This window comes from Alcaligenes sp. Marseille-Q7550 (genome assembly GCF_965112015.1).
Genome location: NZ_CBCOPU010000001.1, coordinates 1,403,529 through 1,428,654, shown reverse-complemented (window position 1 = coordinate 1,428,654; position 25,126 = coordinate 1,403,529). Strand labels below are relative to the sequence as shown.

Below are 25,126 nucleotides of genomic sequence, written 5' to 3'. Positions count from 1 at the left end.
AGCACCTCTGCACCCTCAATCTCTTTTGCGCCCCAAGCGCCTGGTACGAACATGAGCGATACCCCAAGCCTGATCGTCGATCAATACGAAACCATCGCCGGCATTACCCGCCACATGCTGGAACTCGCCCGTACGGCGCGCTGGGACGATGTGCTCGAGCAGTCCGAACACTATCGGCAAGCCGTCGAGCAGCTCAAGAACATGGAAGATTTGTCTGCCACCGACAAGCAGGCGCGGCGCCAATTGCTGACCCAGATTCTGGAGGACGACGCCGAGATCCGCCACCTGGCCATGCCTGAACTCGCCCGTCTGGGCGCGCTGCTGGGCAACATGAAACGCCAACAGACCGTCCTGCAGGCCTACTACAGCCCCGGCGTCCATTCATGAGCATAGGCGGCCCATCCCCTCTGGGGACGCTGCTGATCCAGCGGCTGGACGCCGTGCTGGGAATAGGCACCTCCCAGCAAAGCAATATCGCCAGCGGCGCCCGTCCGGACGCCGTCAGCCAGACCCCGGGCAGCACGCGCGCGGAGCGCCCGGAAAACACCACGGGCCGCGACCCGCGCCAAAGCGTCGATCACGTGCGGGCCGAATCGCAGCGCCAGGCATCGACGCCTCTGCGCACTCACGGCGGCCGCATGCCGGTCGATCCCAAGCTGCTGGACAGCGGGACCAATACCTCCAGCACGCCTTCGGCTCCCACCACGCTGGGGCGCACCGCCCAGTTCATCCTGGCTCTGTTGGAGCGCTTCCCCGACCGCGCTCCCGCCGTCCAGGGGCGACAGGCCCTGCTGCCCGCCGATCCCGATCCGCAAACGTCTTCTCCGCAACGCCCGGCCACGGACTCGGCCGGCAACGCTCGCGCCGACCAGGCTCCGGCCCAAACCGGCGGCTCCCTCGTGCAGACGCTGGCGCAGCAACGCCTGCCCCTGCCTGCGACCGGCGGACCAGCGCCGGGCGCAGCGGGCCCCGGCGCACCGGCCGCACCGGCCGCACAGGCGTCCACGGCCCAGGCCGGCGACGCAGGCCCGGCAGCCACGCTGGCGCGCCACTTCGCGCAAGCCCTGCCCCAGGCGCTGCAGCATAGCGGCCTGTTCTATGAATCCCATCTGTCCGACCTGCATTTCGGACAGCGCAGCGCAGCCGAACTGCAGCAGGAACCCCAGAACCTCGCCCCGCGTCCGGCCGCCGACCCGGCCTCCCCCGCGCCGTCCGCAGGCCCTTCCGGCCACGCCGCCCAGCAGGCCGATCAGTCGCAGGCCCTGCTGGTGCGCCAGCAATTGGACGTGCTGGCCAACCAGGCCATACAGTGGCAAGGGCAGGCCTGGCCGCAGGCCGACATGGACTGGACCATCCAGCGCCACGAGGCCGGGCCGGACGAAGAACCCGAACACTGGTCCAGCACCCTGCACCTGGATCTGCCCACCCTGGGCCCGGTCACGCTGCGGCTCAATCTGCTGGACCAGCAACTGCTGGTCAACATCCAGGCGCAGCAATCCGCTTCCTATCTGGACGAGCACAGCCTGGCGCTGCGCGAGCGGCTGCACGAACAAGGCCTGCACCTGAGCCAGTTGCACATCGAGGCCGAAACGCCTGAACCGGACGAGCCCCACCATGTCGACTGACGCCTCCTCCAACCGCCAGCAGGCCGTCGCGCTGCGCTACGATCCCCAGGACGGCGCGCCGCGGGTCGTCGCCAAAGGCTACGGCACTCTGGCCGAGAACATCCTGCGCACCGCGCGCGAACACGGCCTGTACGTCCACGAGTCCCCCGAGCTGGTGGGCCTGCTCATGCAGGTCGACCTGGACCGCCATGTGCCGCCCCAGCTGTACCAGGCCGTCGCCGAACTGCTGGCCTGGCTGTACGCACTGGAGCAAGGCCATCCCCAGGCCGCCTCGGCCTTGCAGGCGCTGAAAGAAAACGGCCAACCCTGACCGTGCCGTTCATAAGGGAAGAAAAGCCCCTGTTTTTGGCGATAGATACCCTGCTTACCGTCGAGCTCAAAACGTTACATTAAGCAAGGCAAGCTGCCCGCACCTGCGTGCGCAGCCCATCGTGACTTTGTGGCAAGCGAATATGTCGATTTCCAATCTCTCCAGCATTGAAAACGTTCTGGCCCAGATGCGCGCCGTGGCCCAGGCCGCCGGCGCTCCCGCCTCGGCCTCCTCGCCGGCGGTCGCCTCCGCGACAGGCGGCTTCGCCGCCGAACTGGCCCGCTCGCTCAGCCGGGTGTCGCAGGCCCAGAATGCTGCCAATGCACAGGCGCAGGCCTTCGAACTGGGCGAGCCGGGCGTCTCCCTGAACGACGTCATGATAGACCTGCAGAAAGCCAGCATCGCCTTCCAGGCCACTGTCCAGGTGCGCAACCGGCTGGTCGCCGCCTACCAGGAAATCGCCAGCATGCCTGTCTAAGGCTGCCATCCCACTCGCGGCATACGCCCTTCCTCCCACCGCCAGCCTGAGCCCGCCCTGATTTGAACTCCACTGATTCCATGCAGAACCCCGCATCTGCCTCACCGAGGTCACCCATGAGTCAGACAGCAGAAATGCTGAGCAGAATTCCTGGCTACAACGCAATCCGTTCGCTGCCCAAGGTCGCGCTGATCGGCTTGGGCGCCGCCCTGGTCGCCCTGGTCGCCGGGCTCCTGATGTGGAGCCGCAGCCCCGACTACCAGGTCCTGTTCTCCAATCTGGACGACCGCGACGGCGGCGCCATCGTCTCCGCCCTGGGCCAGATGAACGTGCCCTACCAGTTCAATGGCGCCGGCACGGCCATCCTGGTTCCCAAGGAGCGCGTGCACGAAGCCCGCATGCAGCTGGCCGCTCAAGGCCTGCCGCGCAGCGGCAACGCCGGTTTCGAATTGCTGGACCAGAGCCGCTTCGGCGCCAGCCAGTTCAATGAACAGGTCACCTACCAGCGCGCGCTGGAAGGCGAACTGGCCAACTCCATCAAGGCCGTGCATTCCGTCCAGGAAGCCCGCGTGCACCTGGCCATGCCGCGCGAGACCCTGTTCGTGCGCGACCGCCAGTCGCCCACCGCTTCCGTGGTGGTATCGCTCTATCCCGGGCGCAGCCTGACCGAAGGCCAGGTGTCGGCCATTACCTGGCTGGTCTCTTCCAGCGTCCCCAACCTGGCCGCGGACAAAGTCTCCATCATCGACCAGAACGGCCGCCTGCTGACCGCGCCATCGGGCGAATCGGGCGCCGACAGCCTGCAGCGCAACTTCGTCAACGACATCGAGTACCGCGCCGTACAACGCATCCTGACGCTGCTCAATCCCCTGGTGGGCGCCGGCAATGTGCGCGCCCAGGTAACGGCCGAAGTGGACTTCTCGCGCCGCGAACAGACATCCGAGGTCTACAAGCCCAACCAGGCCCCGGGCCAGGCCGCCGTGCGCAGCCAGCAGACCAGCTCCACGCTGCAGCGCAATCCGACGCAGGCGCAAGGCGTGCCCGGCGCGCTCAGCAACCAGCCGCCGGCCAATGCCACCGCCGATATCGTCAATCCTCCCCAGGGCCAGGAAGGCCAGGCCCAGAACGCGCAAGGCGCACAGAACGCCCAGGCGGCGGGCAATAACGCGCCCAATGCCGGCGCCAACGATCCGTCCCTGGGCTCGCTCGCCGAGCAGGCGCGCCTGCTGCAAAGCGCCGGCAACGCCCGCAACGACGCCACGATCAATTACGAAGTGGACCGCACCATCAGCCACGTCAAGGGACCAATGGGCCAGCTCAGCCGCCTGTCCGTGGCCGTGGTGGTCAACTATCGCAACAAGGACGACGAAAGCCAGCCCCTGGAACAGGACGAACTGGAAAAGATCCGCGACCTGGTCAAGCAGGCGGTGGGCTACTCCGCCGACCGGGGCGACACCTTGAGCGTGGTCAACGGCCTGTTCAACGAACAAGGCGAAACCGACCCACCCTTCTGGAAGAATCCGGAGTACCGCGAGCTCGCCATGGACATGATCAAATACCTGGTCTTCGCCTTCATCCTCTTCATGGCCTGGCGCATCGTCGTCAATCCCATCATCCAGGGCTTGATCCAGGCCAAGGCCAACGCGGACGCCCGCGTCGAGCGCCAGAAGGAAGACAAGGCGCGCGAACAGGCCGCCGAACAGCGCGCCGCCGAGATGAACCGCTACGAAGACAATCTGAACACGGCGCGCGCCATGGCCCACAGCGATCCACGCGCGGTCGCCATGGTGCTGCGCTCCTGGTTGACCAAAGAAGACAAAAATGAAAACGGCTAAAGCAGACAACTCCGTTGAACGCAGCGCCATCCTGATGATGTCGCTGGGAGAGGACGCGGCGGCCGAGGTATTCCGCTACCTCTCGCCACGCGAAGTGCAGCAGCTCAGCTCGGCCATGGCCTCGCTCAAGCAGCTCACGCGCGCCGACATGGACGAGGCCCTGGAAAGCTTTCGCCAGGAAGCCGACCAGTTCATGGCCGTCACCCTGGACTCCAACGCCTACATACGCTCGGTGCTGACCAAGGCCCTGGGCTCGGATCGCGCCGCCGGCCTCATCGAGGACATCCTGGAAGTGGGCGAAGGCGCCAGCAGCGGCATCGACGCCCTGAACTGGCTGGACGCCTCCAGCGTGGCCGAACTGATCGCCGACGAGCACCCCCAGATCATCGCCACCATCCTGGTGCACCTGGAGCGCGACCGCGCCGCCGACATCCTGGGCCACCTCACGGAACGCCTGCGCGACGACGTGGTGCTGCGCATCGCCACCTTCGGCGGCGTGCAGCCGGCCGCCCTGCACGAACTGACCGAAGTGCTCAACTCCATGCTGTCGGGCCAGGGCGCCAAGCGCAGCAAGATGGGCGGCCCGCGCACCGCCGCCGAGATGCTGAACTACATGAACGCCAGCACCGAGGAATCCGTGCTGACCAGCCTGCGCAGCATGGACGCGGACCTGACCCAGCGCATCGTGGACGAAATGTTCGTCTTCGAGAACCTGGCCGACATCGAGGACACCGCCATCCAGCTGCTGCTCAAGGAAATCGAGACCTCGGCGCTGACCATCGCCCTGAAGGGCGCGCCCGAAGAGCTGCGCGACAAGTTCTTCCGCAACATGTCCAACCGCGCCGCCGAGATGCTGCGCGAAGACATCGAATCGCAGGGCCCGATCCGCATGTCCAAGGTCGAGCAGGAACAGAAAGCCATCGTGCAGGTGGCCCGCCGGCTGGCCGAAAACGGCCAGATCACGCTGGGCGGCATGAGCGGGGACGAATATGTCTAACAAAGCATCTGCCTACGCCGAGCTTCAGGAGAGCTGGAGCCGCTGGCAGATGCAGGGGCTGGACGAACCCGAGGAGCCGGCCGTCCCGGCGGAGCCCGAGTTCGTTCCGCCCACTGACGAAGAACTGCAGCGGCAACTGGAGGATCAGCGGGCGCAGGCCCAGGAACGAGGCCACCAGGAAGGCTATCAGGCCGTCTATGAGCAAGGCCGCGCCGCCGGCGAGGCGGCTGGACGGGAAAGCGGCCACGCCGAGGGCTATGAAGCCGGCGTGGCGGCCGGCATGGCCAAGGCCCAGGAACAGATCGAGCAGCACGCCCAGGCCTTCATGGCCCTGAATCGCGCATGCAGCCAATCCATAGAAACTCTGGACCAGGAGATCGGCCAGGCGCTGATCAGCCTGGCCACGCGCATTGCCGAACACGTGCTGCGCAGCACCCTGGACGCCCAACCCGAACGCATCCGGGATCTGGTGGCCGACGTACTGCGCGCCGACCCAGGCGACACCAGTCTGCTGGTGCTGTCCCTGCATCCGGAAGATGTGGCCCTGGTGCGCGAATACCTGAGCAGCGAAGCCGAATTGCGTCCCTGGCGCCTGCAGGCGGACGCCAAGCTGCAACGCGGCGACTGCATCGTGCGCTCGGCCTACGGCGATATAGACGCGACACTGACGACACGCTGGCGACGCGCCCTGGCCGCCCTGGGCCTGCAACCCGACCAGGAATCCTGAGCACCATGCCGCATCGCGCCTATTGTCCCTATGCCGATGCCTCCGATCGCTGGCGGGCCCAGTTGCTCTCGGCCCAGCAGCGCGTGCAGGCCATCGAACCCAGTCTGCGCAGCGGCCGCGTGGTGCGCGCCACCGGGCTGGTGCTGGAAGCCACCGGACTGAAACTGGCGGTGGGCGCCGCCTGCAGGATCGAGCTGTCGGCCGCCCAGGGCATCTGGGCGGAAGCCGAGGTGGTGGGCTTCCAGGGCAATTCGCTGTACCTGATGCCGCTCAGCGATATCTCCGGCCTGCCTCCGGGAGCGCGCGTGGTTCCCGTGGAGCCGGACGTGCAGCCGCCCGTTCCCCTGCCCTGCTCCGACCAGCCCGACAGCCTGCCCGCGCAGGCCCGCTCGCGCCACGTGCCCGTCGGCATGGGCCTGCTGGGCCGGGTCGTGGATGGCAACGGACGCCCTCTGGACGGCCTGGGTCCGGTCGAGGCCGAAGCCTCGGTATCGCTGAACCACACGCCGCCCAATCCCTTGAACCGCAGCCCCATCGACACGGTGCTGGACGTGGGCGTGCGCGCCATCAACGGCCTGCTGACCGTCGGGCGCGGACAACGCATGGGCCTGTTCGCCGGCTCGGGGGTGGGCAAGAGCGTGCTGCTGGGCATGATGGCGCGCTACACCCAGGCCGACATCATCGTCGTGGGCCTGATCGGCGAACGGGGCCGCGAAGTCAAGGAATTCATCGAGCACAACCTGGGACAGGACGGACTGCAGCGCTCCGTCGTGGTGGCGGCTCCGGCGGACGTCTCGCCGCTGCTGCGCCTGCAGGGCGCCGTCTACGCGACCCGCCTGGCCGAGTTCTTCCGCGACCAGGGCAAGAACGTGCTCCTGATCATGGATTCGCTGACCCGCTACGCCATGGCGCAGCGCGAGATCGCCCTGGCCATCGGCGAACCCCCTGCAACCAAGGGATATCCGCCCTCGGTGTTCGCCAAGCTGCCGGCGCTGGTCGAGCGCGCCGGCAACGGCGAACCCGACGCGCAGGGTCGCAGCGGTTCCATCACGGCCTTCTATACCGTGCTGACCGAAGGCGACGACCAGCAGGACCCCATCGCCGACTCCGCCCGCGCCATCCTGGACGGACACATCGTACTGTCGCGCAGCCTGGCCGAGACCGGCCACTATCCGGCCATCGACATCGAGGCATCCATCTCGCGCGTGATGTCGGCCATCGTCCAGCCTGAGCAATACAGCCAGGTGCACCGCTTCAAGGGACTGCTCTCCAGCTACCAGCGCAACCGCGACCTGATCGCCGTGGGAGCCTACACCCGGGGCAACGATCCGCGCATCGACGAAGCCATCGAACGCTACCCCTGGCTGGAGGCCTACCTCAAGCAGGGCATGCAGCAGCGTGTGGATGTGGCGCGCGCCTTTGACGAACTGAATGCCGTACTGAACCACGGACAATGACCATGAAAGCCAATGCCTCCCTGCATACGCTGGTCGACCTGACCCAAGGCCAGGTCGATGAGGCCGGCCGCCAGCTCCAGGAGCTGACCGGCCAGCGCGATGCGGCCAACAGCCAGCTGGACATGCTGCAAGGTTACCGGCAGGACTACGCCCAGCGCCTGCTGGACGCCGGCCGGACCGGACTGTCCATGGCGAACTACCACAATTTCCGCCGCTTTATCGCCACATTGGACGAGGCGATTTCCCAGCAAAATAAGATCATCCTGACGCTGGAAGACAAGATCGAGCAAGGACGCCAGGAGTGGCATGCGCGCCAGCGGCGCCTGAACGCCTACGAAACCCTGATCGACCGTCGCCAGCAGGAACAGCAACGCAAACAACTCCGGATGGAGCAGCGCGCCAGCGACGAGATCGCCGCGCGCCTGTTCCTCCGCAGCCAGTCAGCCTATTGAACAAGCGCCGCACATGACCTCGCCCACCCTCCTGGTTATCCCTTCGGCCGGCCCCGCCGGCAAGGACGCCGCCGTCAACACCGGCGCTGCCGCGCAACCGGGCGACGGCGCCTTCGCCGTGCACCTGCAGGCGCAACAGCAGCAAGTCCAGGGCGGCGCGCGCCCGACGAACGGCGATATTCCCGCCGACGCACAGGCGGCCGAGACCGATGCCGCCCTGCCCCTTCTGATCACAGACCAGGACCCGACCGCCTTGCTGCCCACGGATGAGGCGGACGTGGACGCCGCCGATGACGCCGCGCAAAGCGGCCTGCCCGCCCTGGCGCTGTCCATCCTGTCCGAAATCCAGGCCTTGCGCCAAGGCGCCGCTCGCAGCGAAACGTCCTTGCCCGCCGCCCAGGCTGAAGAACCGACGGACGTCCGCAGGCTGCCTGGCCTGACCCTGGCCGCCGCTCTCGACGCCGACTCGGCAACTGTTTCATCCCCCGACGCGACCTCTCCAACGCCCGGCCAGGATGCCCCGCTGCGTTCAGCCCTGCCCCCTACCGTCGATGCCGGCCTGACGGCCGCCGTGTCAAACGCCGCGCGCAGCCAGCGCCTGGCGCCCGCCTCCGCTGTTCACTCCCAGAACGCCGCGCCGCGCGCCGGCGCCAGATCCGAGCCCACATCGCAGGCCGTCACGGTCCTCTCCACAGCTCCGGAACCACGCGTGAACGCCGAAGCGCCTCCGGCGCCGAACGAACAGGCTGCAGCGCCACGCATCGCAGCCCAGCCGCTGGGCATACCCGCGGCCCCGGCACCAATACCCGCAAGCACGGCTCCTGTCGTTCAGGCAAGCATCACAACCCCGCTGCAGTCGCCCGATTGGAGCGCCGCCCTGGGTCGACAGTTCATCGCCCTGGCCCAGCAGTCCCAAGGGCAGATCCAGAGCGCCGACATTCGCCTGGATCCTCCAGAACTGGGGCCTCTGCGCATCACGCTGCATATCCAGGACGGCGTGGCCCACGCCATGATCACCTCCCCTCATGCCCAGGTACGCCACACCATTGAACAGTCTCTGCAACAATTGCAGCAGCAGTTCGCCGACGGCGGCCTGACTCTGGGGCAGGCCGACGTGGGCGACCAGCACGCCTCGCATCAGCAGTTCCAGGAGCAGTTGGCGGCCCGCCACCAAGCTTCCAGCGGATCGGCATTCAGCCTGGACGGCCATGCCGAAGCCGACGCAGCCGCTGCGCCGGCCGCCCCGCCCGCCCGCCTGCTGGATGCCAACGCGCTGGTGGACACCTTCGCCTGACCACCAGCCCGACGGTCTCCACGGCAAAAAGCATGATCAAGCTTGAAAAGCAGCGTCTATTCGCCGCGCCCGCAGCCTTGCGCCTCGGGCACAATACCCTTGGGAAGCGTGCCGGCCCAGGCCGCATGCACGCTTGTCCTACCGTATTACGCTAGTTACCCACCGCTCACACTCACATGGCCCGAAAAGCATCCACCAAACTCGCACGCCTGATCAAGACCGGTCTGTTGGTTCTGTTTATTGTCGCCGCCAGCGTGGGCGCCACCCTGTACTATTCCTGGCAGCAGGACAGCCCGCCCACCTGGCTGCAGTGGTCGGAAAAAGGCAATCCCGCCGCCGCCGGCGAAGCCGATGGCGCGCCAGCGCCCATCGCCGCTAAGCCCATTTTTGCGCCGCTCGATCCATTCACCGTCACCCTGAGCGAAAACGGGCGCTCGCGCATCCTGTACGTAGGCATCACGCTGCGCGTGCAGGACGACGGCTCGCGCGCCATGCTGCTCGAATACATGCCCATGATGCGGGACCGCGTGCTCAAGATTCTGGCCGAACAGCAGCCTTCCCACATCCAGACGCCGGAGGGCCGCCAAGCCCTGGTCCAGCAGCTCACTGCCGGGTTGAAGGAGCAGTATCCTCCGAATCCGGCCCAGCCGCGCATCAACGATGTCCTGTTCACCGCCTTTGTCATCCAATAATGTCGTATCAGAGCTTCCTATCCCAAGACGAAGTCGATGCACTGCTGGCCGGTGTCACCGGCGAAGGCGCTGACACCAAGCCGCTGAGCGAGAACACCTCGGGCGTACGGGCCTATGACCTGACCTCGCCCGACCGGGTGGTGCGGCACCGCATGCAGACGCTCGAGCTGATCAACGAACGCTTCGCCCGCCGGCTGCGCTCGACCATGCTCAGCTTCATGCGCCGCAACGCCGACATCACCGTGGGTTCGATCCGCATCCAGAAATACTCGGATTTCGAGCGCAACCTGCCGGTGCCCAGCAACCTGAACATGATCTCGCTCAAGCCCCTGCGCGGCGTGTCCCTGTTCACCTTCGACCCCAACCTGGTCTTCCTGATCATCGACAGCCTGTTCGGCGGCCATGGCCGCTACAACACCCGCGTCGAAGGCCGGGACTTCACCACCACCGAACAGCGCATCATCCAGCGCCTGCTGACCCTGACGCTGGAGAGCTACTGCGGCGCCTGGGAATCCATCTACCCGCTGGAAGCGGAGTACATGCGCTCGGAGATGCACACCAAGTTCGCCAGCATCAGCAGCAGCAACGACATCGTGGTGGTGACCTCCTTCAACATCGAATTCGGCGCGCAGGGCGGCAACCTGAACATCTGCCTGCCCTACTCCATGATCGAGCCGGTGCGCGACATCCTGACCCGGCCCCTGCAGGACACGGGCTCCAACGCCATCGACCAGCGCTGGACGCACCAGCTCTCGCGCCAGGTGCGCAGCGCCCAGGTGGAACTGATCGCCGATTTCGTGAGCATAGACATGACCATCTCCCAGCTCACGCAACTCAAGGTCAACGATGTGCTGCCCATCGACATCCCGGACATCATCGAAGCCCACGTGGACGGCGTGCCCGTTCTGGAATGCCGCTACGGCACGTCCAACGGCCGCTACGCCCTGCGCGTGCAGAACATACTGGCCACCAACGCCACCGACCTGACTAAAGGTAAGTCCCTATGACCCACCCTCTCAACCCCAACGACCGGTCTGCTCCCGAGGACGACTGGGCCGCCGCCATGGCCGAGCAGCAGGCCGGCCAGACCAATCAGGCCCAGGGCCTGGGACAGTCCATGGACGACGACTGGGCGTCCGCGCTCGCCGAGCAGACGGCCGCCGCCACGCCCGAGCCGACGCCGGCCGCCAGCACGCTGTTCCAGCCCATCCACCAGAGCAGCGAAGGCGGCGGCAGCGACATCGACATGATCATGGACATCCCCGTCCAGTTGTCCGTCGAACTGGGCCGCACGCGCCTGACCATCAAGAACATCCTGCAACTGGGCCAGGGCTCGGTCGTTGAGCTGGACGGCCTGGCGGGCGAACCGCTGGACATCTACGTCAACGGCTACCTGATCGCCCAGGGCGAAGTGGTGGTCGTGGACGAAAAGTACGGCATCCGCGTGACCGACATCATCACCCCGTCCGACCGCATCCAGCGCCTGAACGGACGACGCTGATGGATCAGGGCCAACTCGTCAGAGTCCTGCTCAGCCTGATCGTGGTGGTGGGGATGATTCTGGCGGCGGCCTGGGCGGCCCGCCGCGGCGGGCTGCTGCGCCAGAGCCAGACGCGGCGCATCCGCATCCTGGACAGCCAGCGCCTGGGCGCGCGGGCCCCCCTGGCACTGGTCCAGGTCGACGACCGCGAGATCCTCATCGGCGTCACACCCCAGCAGATCAGTCTGCTGCACGCCGGCGCCGCCCCGCGCGATGACGACGACTTCCGCTCCCACCTGGATCAAGCGCGCTCGTCCTGAGGCACCATGACCGCATCCTCCTTCTTTCCGCTGTTCCGCCGGCTGTTCATGCTGCTGGCGCTGCTCGTGCTGCTCGCGCCGCTTGACAGCTGGGCGCAGGCGGTGCCCGCCCTGACCTCCACGCCCGGCCCCAACGGATCACAGACCTGGTCGCTCAGCATCCAGACGCTGGCCATGCTGACCATGATGTCGTTCCTGCCGGCGGCGCTGCTCATGATGACCGGCTTCACCCGCATCATCATCGTGCTGGGCCTGCTGCGCAACGCCATGGGCACCGGTACGGCGCCGCCCAACATGGTGCTGGTGGGCCTGGCCCTGTTCCTGACTTTCTTCACCATGTCGCCGGTCTTCGACGAAGTCTACGAACAGGCCTACAAGCCGCTGTCGGAAAACAGCATTTCCTTCGAGACCGCGCTGGAACGCGGTGCGCAGCCCCTCAAGACCTTCATGCTGCACCAGACCCGCGAGGCGGACCTGAAACTGTTCGGCGACATGGCCGACGTGGGAGAACTGCAGAGCCCGCAGGACGTGCCCTTGCGGGTGCTGGTCCCGGCCTTCGTCACCAGCGAACTCAAGACCGCCTTCCAGATAGGCTTCACTGTCTCCATCCCCTTCCTGACTATCGACCTGGTCATCGCCAGCGTGCTGATGTCGCTGGGCATGATGATGGTGCCGCCCGTCACCATTTCGCTGCCCTTCAAGCTCATGCTGTTCGTGCTGGCTGACGGCTGGCACCTGCTGCTGGGTTCGCTGGCGCGCAGCTTCTACCAGTAAAAAGGACTGCCATGACTCCCGAAGCCGTCATGTCCATGACCTACACCGCGCTCAAGCTGGCGCTGACCATGGCCGGTCCCATGCTCATCGTCGTGCTGGTGGTGGGCCTGGGCATCAGCATCTTCCAGGCCGCGACCCAGATCAACGAGATGACCCTGTCCTTCATCCCCAAGCTGCTCGCCATGGGGATCACCGTCGTGCTGCTGGGCCCCTGGCTGATCAGCACCATGGTGGACTACATGCAGAACCTGCTGCGCGGCATTCCCGGCCTGGTGAACTGAGAACCTGTTCAATGCCTTTTCATAGCGCCCGCCCATCCTACTGCCGCGTCCATCCAGGCGCGGGGCGCCGCTCATGCTCCGGCCTGAGCGACCGGCACCATGAAAAGACATTGACCAGGCTCTGAAGGTCGGCACATGCTCCAGGTTACCGCGGAACAGCTCTATGCCTGGCTGAACGCCTTTCTGTGGCCCTTCGTGCGCATCCTGGCCACCCTGGCCGCCCTGCCCTTCTTCAGCGAATCCGCCATTCCCAAGCGCGCCAAGGTCGGGCTGGGCGTGCTGCTGACGCTGGTCGTCGCCCCTTCCCTTCCCGAGCTGCCCGCCGTGCCCACGGCGTCCTGGACGGCGCTGCTGATCGCTGCGCAGCAGGTGCTGATCGGCCTGGCCCTGGGGCTGACCATGCGCATCATATTCGCCGCGGTACAGGCCGCCGGCGAATTCATCGGCCTGCAGATGGGCCTGTCTTTCGCATCTTTCTTCGATCCTGCCACCGGCTCAAACACCGCCGTGCTGTCGCGCCTGCTCAATGTGGTGGCCGTGCTGATGTTCCTGGCCCTGAACGGCCACCTGCTGGTGCTGGGTGTGCTGGCACGCACCTTTCAGGTACTGCCCATTGGCCTGGGCCTGGATGTGGGCGGCTGGGGCGTGCTGCTGGACTGGAGCAGCGAACTGTTCATCGCCGGCATGCTGCTGGCCCTGCCCTTGATCATCGTGCTGCTGTCCATCAACCTGGCCTTCGGCATCCTGAACCGTACCGCCCAGCAACTGACCATTTTCGCGGTGGGCTTTCCCATCACGTTGACCATAGGACTGGTGCTGCTGACGGTAGTCATTCCCCAGACCACGCCATTCCTGGCCCAGCTCTTCAATAGCGGCTACGAAGCCATGATGCGCGTCGCCCTGGGCCTGGCAGGCGGCTAGAGCCTGTCCCCACGCCTAGAACACGGCCGCGAGGCGCCGGCCGTGATGCTGCATGGCCTTGCGCACCTGGCCCACGGTGCGCAGCCCCTTGCGCTCAGCGCGGCTCATCAGCAACTGGAGCAGCTGGGCGCTGGCCAGGGCGTCGCCCAGGGCATCGTGCCGCTCGATCGCCGGCAGGCCGCAGTATGCCAGGCAATCATCCAGGCCATGACGCCGACCCTGCCATTCCGGCAAGAGGCACGCCGCCATCTCGGCCAGGTCCAGGCAGACAGGCATCGGGCCATCCAGCCCGGCGGCCCGCCAGGCCGGCTCCAGAAAGGACAGATCGAAATCCGCGTCCCAGGCCGTCAGCAAGGTTCCCCGGGCGTATTGCGCGAAATCCCGCATGACTTGCGCCAGATCGTGCCCCGTCGCCTGCTGCTGGGGGCTGATCTCATGAATCAGCAGGCTTTCGGCGCTGCGCTCGCCCTGCCCTTGAACCAAACCGGACCATAGGTTCCCAAGCGCTATGCCTTCCCGCTCCAGCCGGACCGCACCGATCTGCACGATATGGTGGCGACGCGCATCCAGGCCGCTGGTCTCCAGATCCAGCACGGCGAACAAGGCGTCCCGCCAGAACCAGGCATCGAAATAGGCCCAGGACCCGACCGTGTCGCGAGCCGCATTCCCGCGCCGCCAGGGCCACCACCGCGGCGCATTCACAGGCGATACCGCAGGGCCAGTATGCGCTGGGCGCGACGCACCTGGGCCAGCGCTTCGCGCAGCACCCGGGCAGCGGGCGCGCCCAGGCCGTGCGGGCGCACGAGATTGTCGGGCTCCACCCGCCGCTGCCATTGCCCTTGGTGATGTTGCAGACGCAGGAGCTGCAGATAGCGATAGGCTTCATGCAGACCTTCGGATTCGCCGGGGGAGAAGACGCCCCGCCGGGTCAGGTAGCTCAAGCGGTCCAGCGACGCCGGCTGCTCGCAGCCATGTGCCAGCGCCAACACCCGCAGCACATCGACCAGAGGCGCCAGAGCCTGCTTTTTGATGTCCAGCACATCCTCGCCCTGGCCGACCAGCGCCTCCAGGCGGCTGCGCGGCTTGCCGCTGGGTACGCGCACCTGGCAGGCGCTCTGGGCCATCATGCGCTGGAACGCAGGATTGTCATTGACCATGCCCAGCACGCGGCGACGCAGGCGCTGCAGCACCTTGTCATTGCCCCAGATGGCGCGGCAATCGAAATAAATGGTGGATTCCAGCAATTGCTCGGCGGCCGGCCGCTCGATCATGACCTGAAAACGATGCAGCCATTCCTGCTCGGACAGGCACAAGGCCGGATTGCTGGCCATGATGTTGCCGCTGCACCAGCGCATGCCGCAGCGGTCCAGCGCTTCATTGACGCGTCGCGCAAAGGGCAGCAGCAGCTCGCGGCAAGTCCGGGCATGCTGTGCGGAATCGGCAATGAAAAGAATGCCGTTGTCCTGGTCGGTGAAGCGCGTCTGCTCGCCGCGCGCCTGACTGCCGAAGGCCAGCCAGCAGAAGTCGATGCCTGCCAGCGCCTGGCCCGGCAGGCACAGCTCGATGACGCGCCGCACCGTATGGTCGTTCAGCCGGGTCACCACTGCCGTCAGTTGCTCGGGCCGCGCGCCGTGCGCCAGCATGGCATCCACCAGCCGGCCGATATCGGCCTGCAATTGCACCAGCGCCGCAACGTCGTGGGCGCAGCGCAAGGCCCGCGACAGATGGACCAGATCCACGCGCTGCAAGGAGAAGACATCACGTTCCGACACCATGCCCACGGCCTTGTGATCCTGCACCAGGCAGACGTGGCCGATGTGGTGCTCCACCATCAGCAAGGCGGCGTCGAAAGCCGAGGCCTGCGGAGTCAGCCATACGGGGTCGACGGTCATGACCTCGGCCATGGCCTGCAAGGGGTCGTAATGCCCGCCGGCTATCAGGCGGCGCAGGTCCCGCAAGGTGAAGATGCCCAGCAGATGGCCGTCGGCATTGAGCACGACGATGCTGCTCACCTGGCGTTCGTGCATGCGTTTGACGGCCTGCTCCACCGGACAGTCCGGCAAACAGCCGAGCACGCCCCGCTCGACGAGCGATTGCAGGCTCATGTCCAGCGTATAGCTGGCGCCCAGCTCGGCGCTCGCGTGGGCCTGGGCCGATCGCCAGACACTGGCCATCAGGCTGCTGGCCCCGCGCAGGCAATACTCGTGGAACGGTTCGCTGGCGGTCAGCAGGTGGGCCACGGCCGGGCCGGCCACGCACAAGGCGAAACAATCCTCCAGAACGTGGTAGTCACTGCTCAACGCCTGTCCCGAGACCAGTTCACGCAAAGGCAGCAGATCGCCGGCCACGTGATCGATCTCTTCGTCCTGTTCCACATTGCGCACCTGTCCCTGGCGGATGATGTACAGCTGCTCCACCCGCTCGCCCGCCGGCAGCAGGGTCTGGCCGGACGCAAAAAGCGCAGCTCGCTGTGCTCTATCAGATAGTCACAGTGCTGCGCCTGCATTTGGTTGAAAGGCGGGTAGGCGATCAACCAGGCCAGGATGCCGGGCGCCTTCTGGCGCACGGCCGTCCTGGCCACGGACTCACCGGGGATGGCGAACGACATGGGTTGCTCCGGCTGCAGTTGGCACAGGTTGATTGTGCCATGCAGCATGCCCTCCGCCGAGCGGTTTTCCTAAGGGATTTCAGCTATAGGCAGCCTGTCCCAGCAAGCCCGCGGAATTGCGCTCCAGTTGCTCCGGTTCATTCTCGGGCATGTCGATGACGTCGCCCTCGTTGATCTTGAATTGCGCCACTGCCTGGGCCAGGCGCTCGGACTGGGATTGCAGCGAACCGGCGGCAGCGGCGGCCTCTTCGACCAGCGATGCGTTTTGCTGCACCACAGCATCCATCTGGGTGACCGCCACATTGATCTGGTCGATGCCCGACGTCTGCTCCTGCGACGCGGAGGAAATCTCGCTCATCAGGGTCGTGACGCTATGCACGGCGCGAACCACGTCCTGGATGATCTCGCCCGCGCTGGCCACCTGCTGCGTACCGGTCCGCACCTCGTCCAGCGACGCTTCGATCAGGCCCTTGATTTCCTTGGCGGCCTGCGCGCTGCGCTGCGCCAGGCTGCGCACTTCGCCCGCCACCACGGCGAAACCCTTGCCCTGCTCGCCCGCACGGGCGGCTTCCACGGCCGCATTCAGCGCCAGGATGTTGGTCTGGAAGGCGATGCCATCGATGACATTGACAATATCAGCCACCTGACCGGAACGCACGGAAATCTGGTTCATGGTGTTCACGACCGCGCCCACGGATTCGCCGCCGCGGCGGGCGACTTCGGCAGCGTTCTGCGCCAGCTTGTCGGCCTGGTTGGCATTGTCGGAGTTCTGGCGCACGGTGCTGGCCAGCTCTTCCAGGCTGGCCGCAGTCTCCTGCAGGGAGGCGGCCTGCTGCTCGGTACGCGAACTCAAGTCCGTGTTGCCGGCAAAGATCTGGCTGGAGCCGGAGGCGATCTCGTCCACGCCCTGGCGCACCGTGGCAACAATGCCCTGCAGACTTTGCTGCATGCGACGCATCGCGTCGTACAGCACGCCGACTTCATTGCTCGACTGGTAGCTGATCTTTTTGGTCAGGTCGCCGTTGGCGATATGGTCGAAATGCACCCCGGCCTCGCGCAACGGCTTCAAGGCCAGCTTGCCCAGGACGATGCGCAGGATCACCATGATGATCAGGCCGAACACCAGGCTGGCGCCGATCACCGTCATGGCAAGGCTGGACTGCTGCTCGGCCTGCGCCAGGTGGCGCTCGGTCAACAGGTCGAAGTAACGGCCCAGCTCTTCGATGCTGGCCTGGAACGCCAGGGCGCGCATGACGCCGAAGCCGTTGCTGACGAAATAAAAGGTGTTGTAGTCCTTGCTTTCCAGCGCCTGCACCATGGGCTCGATGCCATCGTCCAGGTAAGCCTGGTAGGAGGCGATCAGCCCCATGATCAGGCGGCGCAGCTCGGGTTCGGTGTTCATGTCCGCACGCAGGGCGCCAAAATTCTTGCGCACCACGTCCAGCTTGTCGACGGCATTGCGCACCGCCGCCTGGGCGTTGTTCAAGATGCCTTCGTCGTTCTCGATCTCGGCTTCCTGATAGTAACGGGCTGCCGTCATCAAGGTCATGCGCGCCTGCAGCATGTCGTTGCTCAGCTCGAGCACTTGCTCGGCGCGGTCATTCTGTTTGCTCAAGGTCCGCAGAGAGTCCCCGTTCTGCTGCAGATAATAGGCCGACAGGCCGCCCACCAGCACGATGAGCAGCATGAAGATGCTCATCCCCAACATCAGCAAGGTGCTGATCTTGAATCCGGTAGGGCCGGTGCTGCGTGCGCGGAATTCTTTCCTGGTAGCGCGTTTCGATTGCCGAGACGCAGAACTGCTTTTTTTCTGAATACCCAACATGGATAGACCCAATTAATAGACTATTGGCTGACAGGCAGGATTGTGATCATGTCCGAATCCGGAGATTCGATAGTTATGGAGCCGGTCGGCCTGGTGGGAGCTTGTTCGCGATACGTACGCGGGATGTTATTGCGCTTGACCACCTGCTGGAAGCGCCCGGCTGCGTCGAACGTCAGCCAGAGCTCCTGCCGGAAGTAAAGCGCATCGGTCGCCACAGTGGCGCCGTGGAGCCAGACGGCCAGCTCACTGCCGTCCAACTGCCGGTACACCTGATGAGGGGGGGCGTGAAGCAGGACCTCGGCCTGGGCGCGCGTGGTCTGGCCGGGAATCATGTGATTCAGCCCCGAGGCCTCGAAAGAATTGCCTTGCGTGGCGCAGGCCGCCAGCGCCGTCAATGCCAGGCCGGCGGCCGCCTTGCGGACCTGTCCGGCCAGAGCGGCCAGTCGGGTCCGGAACATCAGAACTCCTCCCAGTCATCGTCCGAAGACGCACTGGTGGCCTTGCCGCTCAGGTCCGGACGACGCAAGCGCTGGCTGTCATCACGGGGCGCGGCGGGCGTCTTGGCGGCCGGGGCGCGAGGGGCTGCGCGCCGGAGCGGCCAGGCCCTTGGCGGCGACGGCTGGCTTGGCGGCTGCCGTCTTGCCGGGCAGCGCCGAACCCGGACGGGCCTCGCGGCCGGCCGAGCCCGAGACGGCGCGGCGATTGGCCACGCGGCGGGCGTTGACATCGATGACTTCGGTGCCGGGCACGCGGAACGAGGCAATGGCTTCGTTGACCTGATTGACCTGCTCGCTCAGGCCGGCCGAGGCCAGCGCCGCCTGCTCTACCAGACGCGCGTTGTACTGTGTGGTGTCGTCCATCTGTGAGACGGCGCGATTGACCTGGTCGATCCCCGAGGATTGCTCGATGGTCGCCGCGGTGATCTCGCCCATGATGTCCGTGACCCGGCGCACGGAATCGACGATTTCCTGCATGGTCGACCCGGCGCGCTCCACCTGGGAAGAGCCCTCGGTGACTTTGCGCACGGAATCCTCGATCAGCCCGGTGATTTCGCGGGCGGCCTGGGCGCTGCGTTGCGCCAGGGCCCGGACCTCGGCGGCCACCACGGCGAACCCCTTGCCCTGCTCGCCGGCGCGGGCGGCCTCCACGGCCGCGTTCAAGGCCAGGATGTTGGTCTGGAAGGCAATGCTGTCGATCACGCCGACAATGTCGGAGATCTTGTTCGAACTGGCCGAGATGCCCTGCATCGTCGCAACCACTTCATTGACGGCGCTGCCGCCGCGATGGGCCACGTCCGAGGCCGTGGCGGCCAGCTGGTTGGCCTGCTGGGCGTTGTCGGCGTTCTGGCGCACGGTGCCGGCCAGCTGCTCCATGCTGGCGGCGGTCTGCTGCAAGGAGGCGGCCTGCTCTTCCGTGCGGCTGCTGATGTTGTTGTTGCCCTGGGCGATTTCCTGGGAGCCGGCCTGGATTTCCTCGAGCCCGTTGCGAATCACCGTCATGGTCTTGACCAGCGACTCCTGCATGCGGCGCAGCGAAGCGAACAGCTCGCCGATCTCGTTCTCGGTCAGCACATTGATGCGCTGGGTCAGGTCGCCCTTGGCGATGGCATCGAAGTACGTGGCGAAGTCGCCCAGCGGGCGCACCACGCGGCGCAGGAAATACGCCAGGGTGGCCAGGCTGACCAGAATGGCCAGGACCAGCAGGACGCCGTATGCGCCGTTGACCAGCCCTTGGTGTTCCTGGAGCGTCCGCAGCACGTCGCCGCTGGAGCCCTGGTCCAGCAGCGCATGGTAGTAATACAGCGCGGAGCCCGCCGATGCCAGCGCCAAGACCATCAGAATAACAACGAAGAAGGTCATGCCGACCTTGAGGCTTATATTCTTAAATAGCATAGAAAATTCCCGCAGGTGGTTCCTGGCTGCTGGTTGAGAAAGATGTCAGCCCGACATCAGGGTGTCAGCCCTTGCTGTTGATGCTGAACAGGTTGGTGCTCTGGATCTTGCGAAACGCCAGGGCGGCGGCCTCCAGGGCGGATTTGCGCAGTTCGAGCTGCGTGGTCGCCTGGTAGTAATCCAGATCTTCCAGACGCGACAGTTCCTGCTTGTAATTGATGGTGCGCAAGGCGCCGTTGGCCGACAGCGCGTCGATCTCGTTCAGACGCGTGCCCACCGAAGAGCGCACGGTCAGGATGTTGTCGTAGTTCTCCGAGATGCGCTGAATCGCGGAGTTCATGGTGTTGCGCAGCGCCGCCTTGGCGACCGGATCCTCACCGGAGGGCTGCCTGAGCGCCGTCACGACCGATTGCAAGGTGTTGAACATGTTCATCTCGGCCGGCGAGCTGCTGTCCATGGATTTGATCGTAAACGTGTCGCCGGCTGCAGGCGCGCCTTCGATCTGCACGCTGACCTTGCCGGGCAATTCGATGCGCTGGCGCCCCGTATCGTCCAGGCTGCCCTGCGTGGTGACGCCGCCGGCCGTGATTTCGTAATCGGTTTCCGACGTGAACCTGATGGCATAGCTGGGGAATGCGCCGGCCGCGGTCGAGTTGCCGCTCGGCGCGCTCAGCACCGCCGTCCCGGTGTTGCCATGGGCCTGGGTCAGGTAGGAGGTCGACCCCGGATTGGCGCGCTCGAACAGGTTCTGGCCATGGTCGGAGGAGTCCAGCTTGCGGGTCTGCTCGACCTGTATCTCGCGGCTGTTGGTATCGCCGCGATAGACGTAGCTCGATCCCATGCGTTCGAAGGGCTGCTTGTCGCCCTGCGCTCCCGAGAACAGATACTGGCCGGAGCCGTCCTTGCTGTTGGCATACCCCATCAACGTATCCAGCGCGCTCTCGAGCACCGTAGCCAAGGTGTTGCGGTCCGCATCGGACAAGGTGCCGTTGGCCGCCTCGACCAGCCGGGTCTGCACATCCTGAAGCTGCAAGGTGATGGAGTTGAGAATGTTCTCTTCTTCGCCGAGCGCGCCCTTGGCGACCTCGCGGTTTTCCCCGTAACGCTCGTTCATGGCCTGGGCCTGCGCCAGATTGATCGTCTGGGCGGCAGCCAGGGGATCGTCGGACGGATTGACCATGCGCTGGCCCGAACCGATCTGCTGGAAAATACGCACCAGATCGGACTGCTGCTTGTTGATGGAGTTCAAGCCCGTCTGGAAGTAAAGAGAAGAACTAATACGCATGGCAATTATCCACGTTCAGGACGAAAGAACCGCAATCAGGTACGGAGGTTCAAAAGGGTGTCGAACAGCTGCGAGCTGATGTCGATCAGGCGCGAGGCGGCGCGATACTGCTCCTGGTAGCGCTCCAGCATGATGTACTCCTCGTCCATGTTGACGCCCGACAAGGCCTGCTGCGCCGCGTAGTTCTGCTCGATCAGCTTGGCCTGGGCCTTGGCGGCCGTGCCGTTCTGCTGGGTCTGCACCGCAATGCGGTTGACGATCTGCCCGAAAGCGTCGTTCAGGCTCAGGGAACCCTGGCCCAGCACCTTGTCGTTGCGCAAGGACGCCAGCTTCTGGGCGATGTCCCCATTGGCCGTGCCGGTATTGCCGGCGGCTGCGGCGATGTCCTGCGGATTCTTGATATTGACGGACAGGCTGGTGCCCGCTTCAGCAGTAGGCTGGATCAGCCAGGAATCGCCATCAACAGCTCCTCCAAGCTTGGAAATATCAATTTTCAAGCCATCGACCTCGGTGACGCCGCCGGGTCCATCCAGCGGTTTGACCACATCGGTACTGAGATTGCGCAGCTGAAACTGGCCATTGACGCGCTCGATGCGATAGTTCTGGCCAGTCAGCTCATTGCTGGAACCCGCCAGGAAGCTGACTTCAGGCTTTCCTGCGGATTGGCTGTTACGGCCGTTGGCCGTGACCTTGGGACCGCTGACGCTGAAGAAGTCCGCGCCTTGATCGCCCTTCAAATCGTAGCCTTGGCGATGCAGGTCATTCACCGAATGCGCCAGTCCCACGGCCAGGCGGCCCAGGCTGTTGATGGCGGGCTCCAGGCTTTCCACGCGGAACTGGAGCAAGCCGCCCAGCGAGCCCCCCTTCAGGGCGCCGTCGCGGAATTCGCTGATGACGGGCTTGCCGTTGTCATCCAGGGAGGATGTGAAGCCGACCACCACACGCTCCGGATTCTCTGCCGAGCGCACGGCGTGCAGCGGATACACTTTGTCCGCGCCCAGCAGGAGCTGGCCGCCCACCGTGGTGACGCTGATGCGGCCGTTCTGTTCGACAGTGCGCACGTCCACCAGTTGGCTCAATTCGGACACCAGCTGTTCGCGCTGGTCCAGCAGGTCATTGGGTTCGTGGAAGGGATTGGTGCCCTTGGCCGTGACGATCTGTTGATTGACGTCGTTGATGCGTTCCAGATAGCTGTTGATCTGGGTGACCGTCGTGTCGAGCTGCGTATTGATGTTCTCGCTGACGCGGTTCATGTAGGCTGTGGCGTCGTTGATCTGCGTGGCCAGGCTTTCGGCGCGGCCCAGCAGTTCCTGCCGGGCGGACGAATCGGCCGGCTTGGAGGCCAGCGCCTCCAGTCCGTCGAAGAATTTCTGCAGGGCCGGACTGATGCCCACGGTACGGTCGGAAAACAGGTTGTCCAGCTGGCTGATCTCGTTGCCATAGCTGACCAGGGCCGCGCCTGCCGTCTGCGAGCGCACCAGTTGCTGGTACAGGAAGTTGTCGTAGGAGCGCTGCACCGTGACGGCCTGTACGCCCCGCCCATAGAATCCGCTGCCGGTTCCTACCGATCCAGCGGTCTGCGAGAGCACGGACTGGCGGTTGTATCCGACGGTATCGGCATTGTTCAGGTTGTGGCCCGCGACTTGCAGGCGCTTCTGCGCGGCGAACAAGCCCGAAAGACCCAGATTGGCGAGATTCATGCTAAATCCTTTATGTCCTGCCCGGCTTGTAACGCCCTGGGCGAAGAATGAACATTCTGTTGCTTTTTACGGCGGCAAACGCCCAAGCTTTAGTCCGAAATCGGGACTCAACGCGTTCCTGCATCGAAATACGACATGATTGCGATCAGCTTCTGCGCATAGGACGGATCCGTGGCATAGCCGGCGTCCTGGATGCGCTGCGCGGCCTCCTCCGCGGTGGCGGCTTGCTTCACCGCCTCGTAACGCTTGCTGCTGCCGATCAGGCGCGCATAATCGGAGAACGATTCCGCGTAGGAGTCGTAGGCGCGGAAAGGCTGCTTGACCTTGCGGGCCACGCCGTTCTCGAATTCGGTGGTCATCACTTCCACCACTTTCCCTTTCCAGCCGGGCGTGGCCTTGATGCCGAACAGGTTGTGGCTGGTGCGGCCGCCGGGATGCAGGATCTCCTTCTTGCCCCAGCCCGACTCCAGCGCCGCCTGACTGAGGATCAGCTTGGCAGGCACGCCGCTGTCCTCGGCGGCGATCTTGGCGGCGGAGTTCATGCGGTCCACGAACTGGCGGATATGCTCGGGCGCGCCTCTGATGGAAGAATAGACACGCTCCACCGTGCTGTTGCGCGTGAGCTGGGCGATCAGGGCGGAGATGGACGAAGCGTCCGCCGGGCGCGCATCAGGCGTGCGTGAGCGCAGGACGGCCACCCGCGAGCGGGCCGCTTCAGGCTGGGACGCCTCCGGGCCGGCAGGCCCGGAAGCCTGGCCGCGCATCTGGGCCAGCAGCGCCTGGGCCAGGCCTATGCCGGGGTCGGACAGTTGCAAGGCCAGTTGCTCGTCGCCCATGCTCTGCGCCATGCGCACGGCCTGCGTGTCGAACAGCCCGCCTTCCGGATTGGCCGCCCGCGCCTGCTTCAGGATGTTCTGGATGAACAAGGCTTCGAACTGGCGCGCCACCTGCATTTGCGTGGCCTCGTCCCGGCCGTCCTGGCCGGCGTTGCGGCGCAGTTGCGCAAGCTGCTGGGAATCGAAGATGGACACCTGTCCCCCGGCGCCGGGACGCGGGAAATACTGCACGCTCATCAGATGATCTCCAGGTCGGCGCGCAGGGCGCCGGCGCTCTTGAGGTTCTGCAGGATGGACAGCAGGTCCTGCGGGGTGGCGCCCAGGGCATTGAGGGCCCGCACCACATCGGCCAGATTCGCGCTGGTGCGCACGCGCTGCAGGGAGCCGCCCTGGCTGCGCATCTCGATCTGGGTGCTCTCGGACACCACGGTCTGGCCGCCGCCGAACGGCGTGTCGGGCTGGCTGACCTGGGGCTGGCGGCTGATGACCACAGACAGATTGCCGTAGGCGATGGCCGCCTCGTCGATGGTGACGCTGCGGTTCATGACCACCGATCCGGTGCGGGCATTGATGACCACGCGCGCGCGCGCCGGCGGCAGGTTCACCTGCAGGTTCTCGATCTGCGACAGGAATGCCGTCTGGGCCTGCGGATCCAGCGGACCGCGCACCTGGATCAGGCGCCCGTCCAATGCGGTCGCCGTGGCGGGGCCGAAATGCTTGTTCAGCGCGGCCACCACATTCTGGGCCGTCCCGAAATCAGACGTGTTCATTTCGAGGTTGATCATGCCATCGCGCGCGTAGGTCGTCGGCACGCTCTGCTCCACCGTGGCGCCGCCGGGAATGGTCCCACCGTTGAGCTGGTTCACCTGCACGCTGGAACCGCCGGCCTCCGCGCCCGCGCCGCCCACCAGCAGATTGCCTTGCGCGATGGCGTAGACCTGGCCATTGGCGCCCTTGAGCGGCGTCATCAGCAAAGTGCCGCCGCGCAGGCTCTTGGCGTTGCCCATGGAGGACACCACCACATCCAGCGCCTGGCCCGGACGGGCGAAGGCCGGCAGGCGCGCCGTAACGATGACCGCGGCCACGTTCTTGAGCTGCATGTTGCTGCCCTGGGGAATCGTCACGCCCGGCTGGTACAGCATGTTGGTCAGGCTTTGCTGCGTGAAGGGCGCCTGGCGCACCTGGTCCCCGCTGCCGTCCAGGCCCACGACCAGGCCGTAGCCGATCAGCGGATTCTCGCGCACGCCCTGGATGGACGCCAGGTCCTTGATGCGCTCAGCCTGGCTGACCGGGGCCAGCATCAGGCCCAGCCCCAGCAGGCCGGCGCGCAGCAGTCG

27 protein-coding genes are annotated in these 25,126 nt (G+C 65.6%); 18 read left to right on the top strand and 9 right to left on the bottom strand.

All coding sequences use genetic code 11. The features are described from left to right. Positions 1 to 51: 51 nt before the first annotated feature. The 17 genes from ACWPWO_RS06805 (at position 52) to fliR (ending at position 13,643) form a co-directional block, all read left to right on the top strand. Positions 52 to 387: a flagellar protein FliT gene (locus tag ACWPWO_RS06805; protein ID WP_394065184.1), complete on the top strand. Its 336-nt coding sequence runs from the start codon at positions 52 to 54 to the stop codon at positions 385 to 387. Then, complete coding sequence (gene fliK, locus ACWPWO_RS06800; RefSeq protein WP_454005411.1) at positions 384 to 1,625, top strand: flagellar hook-length control protein FliK; 1,242 nt, start codon at positions 384 to 386, stop codon at positions 1,623 to 1,625. Before ACWPWO_RS06805 ends, fliK begins: the two co-directional genes overlap by 4 nt. Then, a complete protein-coding gene (locus ACWPWO_RS06795; protein WP_454005409.1) occupies positions 1,615 to 1,935 on the top strand; it encodes an EscU/YscU/HrcU family type III secretion system export apparatus switch protein in 321 nt (106 codons plus the stop codon). Before fliK ends, ACWPWO_RS06795 begins: the two co-directional genes overlap by 11 nt. A 142-nt stretch (positions 1,936 to 2,077) precedes the next feature. Beyond that, positions 2,078 to 2,413: a flagellar hook-basal body complex protein FliE gene (gene fliE / locus ACWPWO_RS06790; protein WP_454005407.1), complete on the top strand. Its 336-nt coding sequence runs from the start codon at positions 2,078 to 2,080 to the stop codon at positions 2,411 to 2,413. A gap of 116 nt (positions 2,414 to 2,529) precedes the next feature. Further along, positions 2,530 to 4,248: a flagellar basal-body MS-ring/collar protein FliF gene (gene fliF / locus ACWPWO_RS06785; protein ID WP_454005405.1), complete on the top strand. Its 1,719-nt coding sequence runs from the start codon at positions 2,530 to 2,532 to the stop codon at positions 4,246 to 4,248. Then, on the top strand, positions 4,235 to 5,245 hold the full coding sequence (fliG, locus tag ACWPWO_RS06780; RefSeq protein ID WP_394065179.1) for a flagellar motor switch protein FliG: 1,011 nt from the start codon (positions 4,235 to 4,237) through the stop codon (positions 5,243 to 5,245). The genes fliF and fliG overlap by 14 nt, the downstream gene beginning before the upstream one ends. Further along, entirely contained in the window at positions 5,238 to 5,972 is a 735-nt protein-coding gene (gene fliH, locus ACWPWO_RS06775; protein ID WP_454005404.1) for a flagellar assembly protein FliH, read from the top strand. Before fliG ends, fliH begins: the two co-directional genes overlap by 8 nt. A gap of 5 nt (positions 5,973 to 5,977) precedes the next feature. Beyond that, complete coding sequence (gene fliI, locus ACWPWO_RS06770; protein WP_394065177.1) at positions 5,978 to 7,429, top strand: flagellar protein export ATPase FliI; 1,452 nt, start codon at positions 5,978 to 5,980, stop codon at positions 7,427 to 7,429. A gap of 2 nt (positions 7,430 to 7,431) precedes the next feature. Continuing rightward, positions 7,432 to 7,881, top strand: coding sequence for a flagellar export protein FliJ (fliJ, locus tag ACWPWO_RS06765; protein ID WP_454005401.1), 450 nt, complete (start codon positions 7,432 to 7,434; stop codon positions 7,879 to 7,881). A gap of 13 nt (positions 7,882 to 7,894) precedes the next feature. Then, positions 7,895 to 9,175, top strand: a complete 1,281-nt coding sequence (locus ACWPWO_RS06760; RefSeq protein ID WP_454005399.1) for a flagellar hook-length control protein FliK — start codon at positions 7,895 to 7,897, stop codon at positions 9,173 to 9,175. 176 nt (positions 9,176 to 9,351) lie between these two features. Continuing rightward, positions 9,352 to 9,867 (top strand): flagellar basal body-associated FliL family protein, encoded by a 516-nt coding sequence (locus ACWPWO_RS06755; RefSeq protein WP_454005397.1) that lies wholly within the window; start codon positions 9,352 to 9,354, stop codon positions 9,865 to 9,867. Then, positions 9,867 to 10,874 carry a flagellar motor switch protein FliM gene (gene fliM, locus ACWPWO_RS06750; protein ID WP_454005395.1) on the top strand — a complete coding sequence of 336 codons (1,008 nt, stop codon included), beginning with the start codon at positions 9,867 to 9,869 and terminating at the stop codon, positions 10,872 to 10,874. The genes ACWPWO_RS06755 and fliM overlap by 1 nt, the downstream gene beginning before the upstream one ends. Beyond that, positions 10,871 to 11,368: a flagellar motor switch protein FliN gene (gene fliN / locus ACWPWO_RS06745; protein WP_454005393.1), complete on the top strand. Its 498-nt coding sequence runs from the start codon at positions 10,871 to 10,873 to the stop codon at positions 11,366 to 11,368. Before fliM ends, fliN begins: the two co-directional genes overlap by 4 nt. Further along, the gene (fliO, locus tag ACWPWO_RS06740) at positions 11,368 to 11,667 is read left to right on the top strand and encodes a flagellar biosynthetic protein FliO (protein WP_454005391.1); all 300 of its coding nucleotides are present in this window, start codon (positions 11,368 to 11,370) and stop codon (positions 11,665 to 11,667) included. The genes fliN and fliO overlap by 1 nt, the downstream gene beginning before the upstream one ends. A 48-nt stretch (positions 11,668 to 11,715) precedes the next feature. After that, entirely contained in the window at positions 11,716 to 12,441 is a 726-nt protein-coding gene (gene fliP / locus ACWPWO_RS06735) for a flagellar type III secretion system pore protein FliP (RefSeq protein ID WP_454006293.1), read from the top strand. 11 nt (positions 12,442 to 12,452) lie between these two features. Beyond that, positions 12,453 to 12,722, top strand: a complete 270-nt coding sequence (fliQ, locus tag ACWPWO_RS06730; RefSeq protein ID WP_454005389.1) for a flagellar biosynthesis protein FliQ — start codon at positions 12,453 to 12,455, stop codon at positions 12,720 to 12,722. 135 nt (positions 12,723 to 12,857) lie between these two features. After that, positions 12,858 to 13,643: a flagellar biosynthetic protein FliR gene (fliR, locus tag ACWPWO_RS06725; protein ID WP_394065168.1), complete on the top strand. Its 786-nt coding sequence runs from the start codon at positions 12,858 to 12,860 to the stop codon at positions 13,641 to 13,643. A gap of 15 nt (positions 13,644 to 13,658) precedes the next feature. Here the strand turns inward: fliR and ACWPWO_RS06720 are convergent, their stop codons facing one another. The 3 genes from ACWPWO_RS06720 to ACWPWO_RS06710 all read right to left on the bottom strand — a co-directional run bounded on the left by ACWPWO_RS06720 (position 13,659) and on the right by ACWPWO_RS06710 (position 17,950). Beyond that, a complete protein-coding gene (locus tag ACWPWO_RS06720; protein ID WP_454005387.1) occupies positions 13,659 to 14,345 on the bottom strand; it encodes a 3'-5' exonuclease in 687 nt (228 codons plus the stop codon). Continuing rightward, entirely contained in the window at positions 14,342 to 16,060 is a 1,719-nt protein-coding gene (locus tag ACWPWO_RS06715; protein ID WP_454005386.1) for a DUF294 nucleotidyltransferase-like domain-containing protein, read from the bottom strand. The genes ACWPWO_RS06720 and ACWPWO_RS06715 overlap by 4 nt, the downstream gene beginning before the upstream one ends. Positions 16,061 to 16,330: 270 nt before the next feature. After that, positions 16,331 to 17,950 carry a methyl-accepting chemotaxis protein gene (locus ACWPWO_RS06710; RefSeq protein ID WP_454005385.1) on the bottom strand — a complete coding sequence of 540 codons (1,620 nt, stop codon included), beginning with the start codon at positions 17,948 to 17,950 and terminating at the stop codon, positions 16,331 to 16,333. Here ACWPWO_RS06710 and ACWPWO_RS06705 point away from each other — a divergent pair. Continuing rightward, entirely contained in the window at positions 17,937 to 18,065 is a 129-nt protein-coding gene (locus ACWPWO_RS06705; RefSeq protein ID WP_394065164.1) for a hypothetical protein, read from the top strand. The genes ACWPWO_RS06710 and ACWPWO_RS06705 overlap by 14 nt on opposite strands. A 31-nt stretch (positions 18,066 to 18,096) precedes the next feature. On the opposite strand, the gene ACWPWO_RS06700 is transcribed toward ACWPWO_RS06705, so the two are convergent. From ACWPWO_RS06700 to ACWPWO_RS06675, 6 genes are all read right to left on the bottom strand, one after another. Beyond that, complete coding sequence (locus ACWPWO_RS06700) at positions 18,097 to 18,534, bottom strand: hypothetical protein (RefSeq protein ID WP_454005384.1); 438 nt, start codon at positions 18,532 to 18,534, stop codon at positions 18,097 to 18,099. An 81-nt stretch (positions 18,535 to 18,615) separates the two neighbouring features. Further along, positions 18,616 to 19,968, bottom strand: coding sequence for a methyl-accepting chemotaxis protein (locus ACWPWO_RS06695; RefSeq protein WP_454005382.1), 1,353 nt, complete (start codon positions 19,966 to 19,968; stop codon positions 18,616 to 18,618). 64 nt (positions 19,969 to 20,032) lie between these two features. Beyond that, positions 20,033 to 21,253, bottom strand: coding sequence for a flagellar hook-associated protein FlgL (flgL, locus tag ACWPWO_RS06690; RefSeq protein WP_454005381.1), 1,221 nt, complete (start codon positions 21,251 to 21,253; stop codon positions 20,033 to 20,035). Between the two features lie 35 nt (positions 21,254 to 21,288). Beyond that, complete coding sequence (gene flgK, locus ACWPWO_RS06685; RefSeq protein WP_454005380.1) at positions 21,289 to 22,953, bottom strand: flagellar hook-associated protein FlgK; 1,665 nt, start codon at positions 22,951 to 22,953, stop codon at positions 21,289 to 21,291. A 107-nt stretch (positions 22,954 to 23,060) separates the two neighbouring features. After that, a complete protein-coding gene (gene flgJ / locus ACWPWO_RS06680; protein WP_454005378.1) occupies positions 23,061 to 24,026 on the bottom strand; it encodes a flagellar assembly peptidoglycan hydrolase FlgJ in 966 nt (321 codons plus the stop codon). Then, on the bottom strand, positions 24,026 to 25,090 hold the full coding sequence (locus tag ACWPWO_RS06675) for a flagellar basal body P-ring protein FlgI (RefSeq protein ID WP_454006291.1): 1,065 nt from the start codon (positions 25,088 to 25,090) through the stop codon (positions 24,026 to 24,028). Before ACWPWO_RS06675 ends, flgJ begins: the two co-directional genes overlap by 1 nt. Between the last annotated feature and the right edge of the window lie 36 nt (positions 25,091 to 25,126).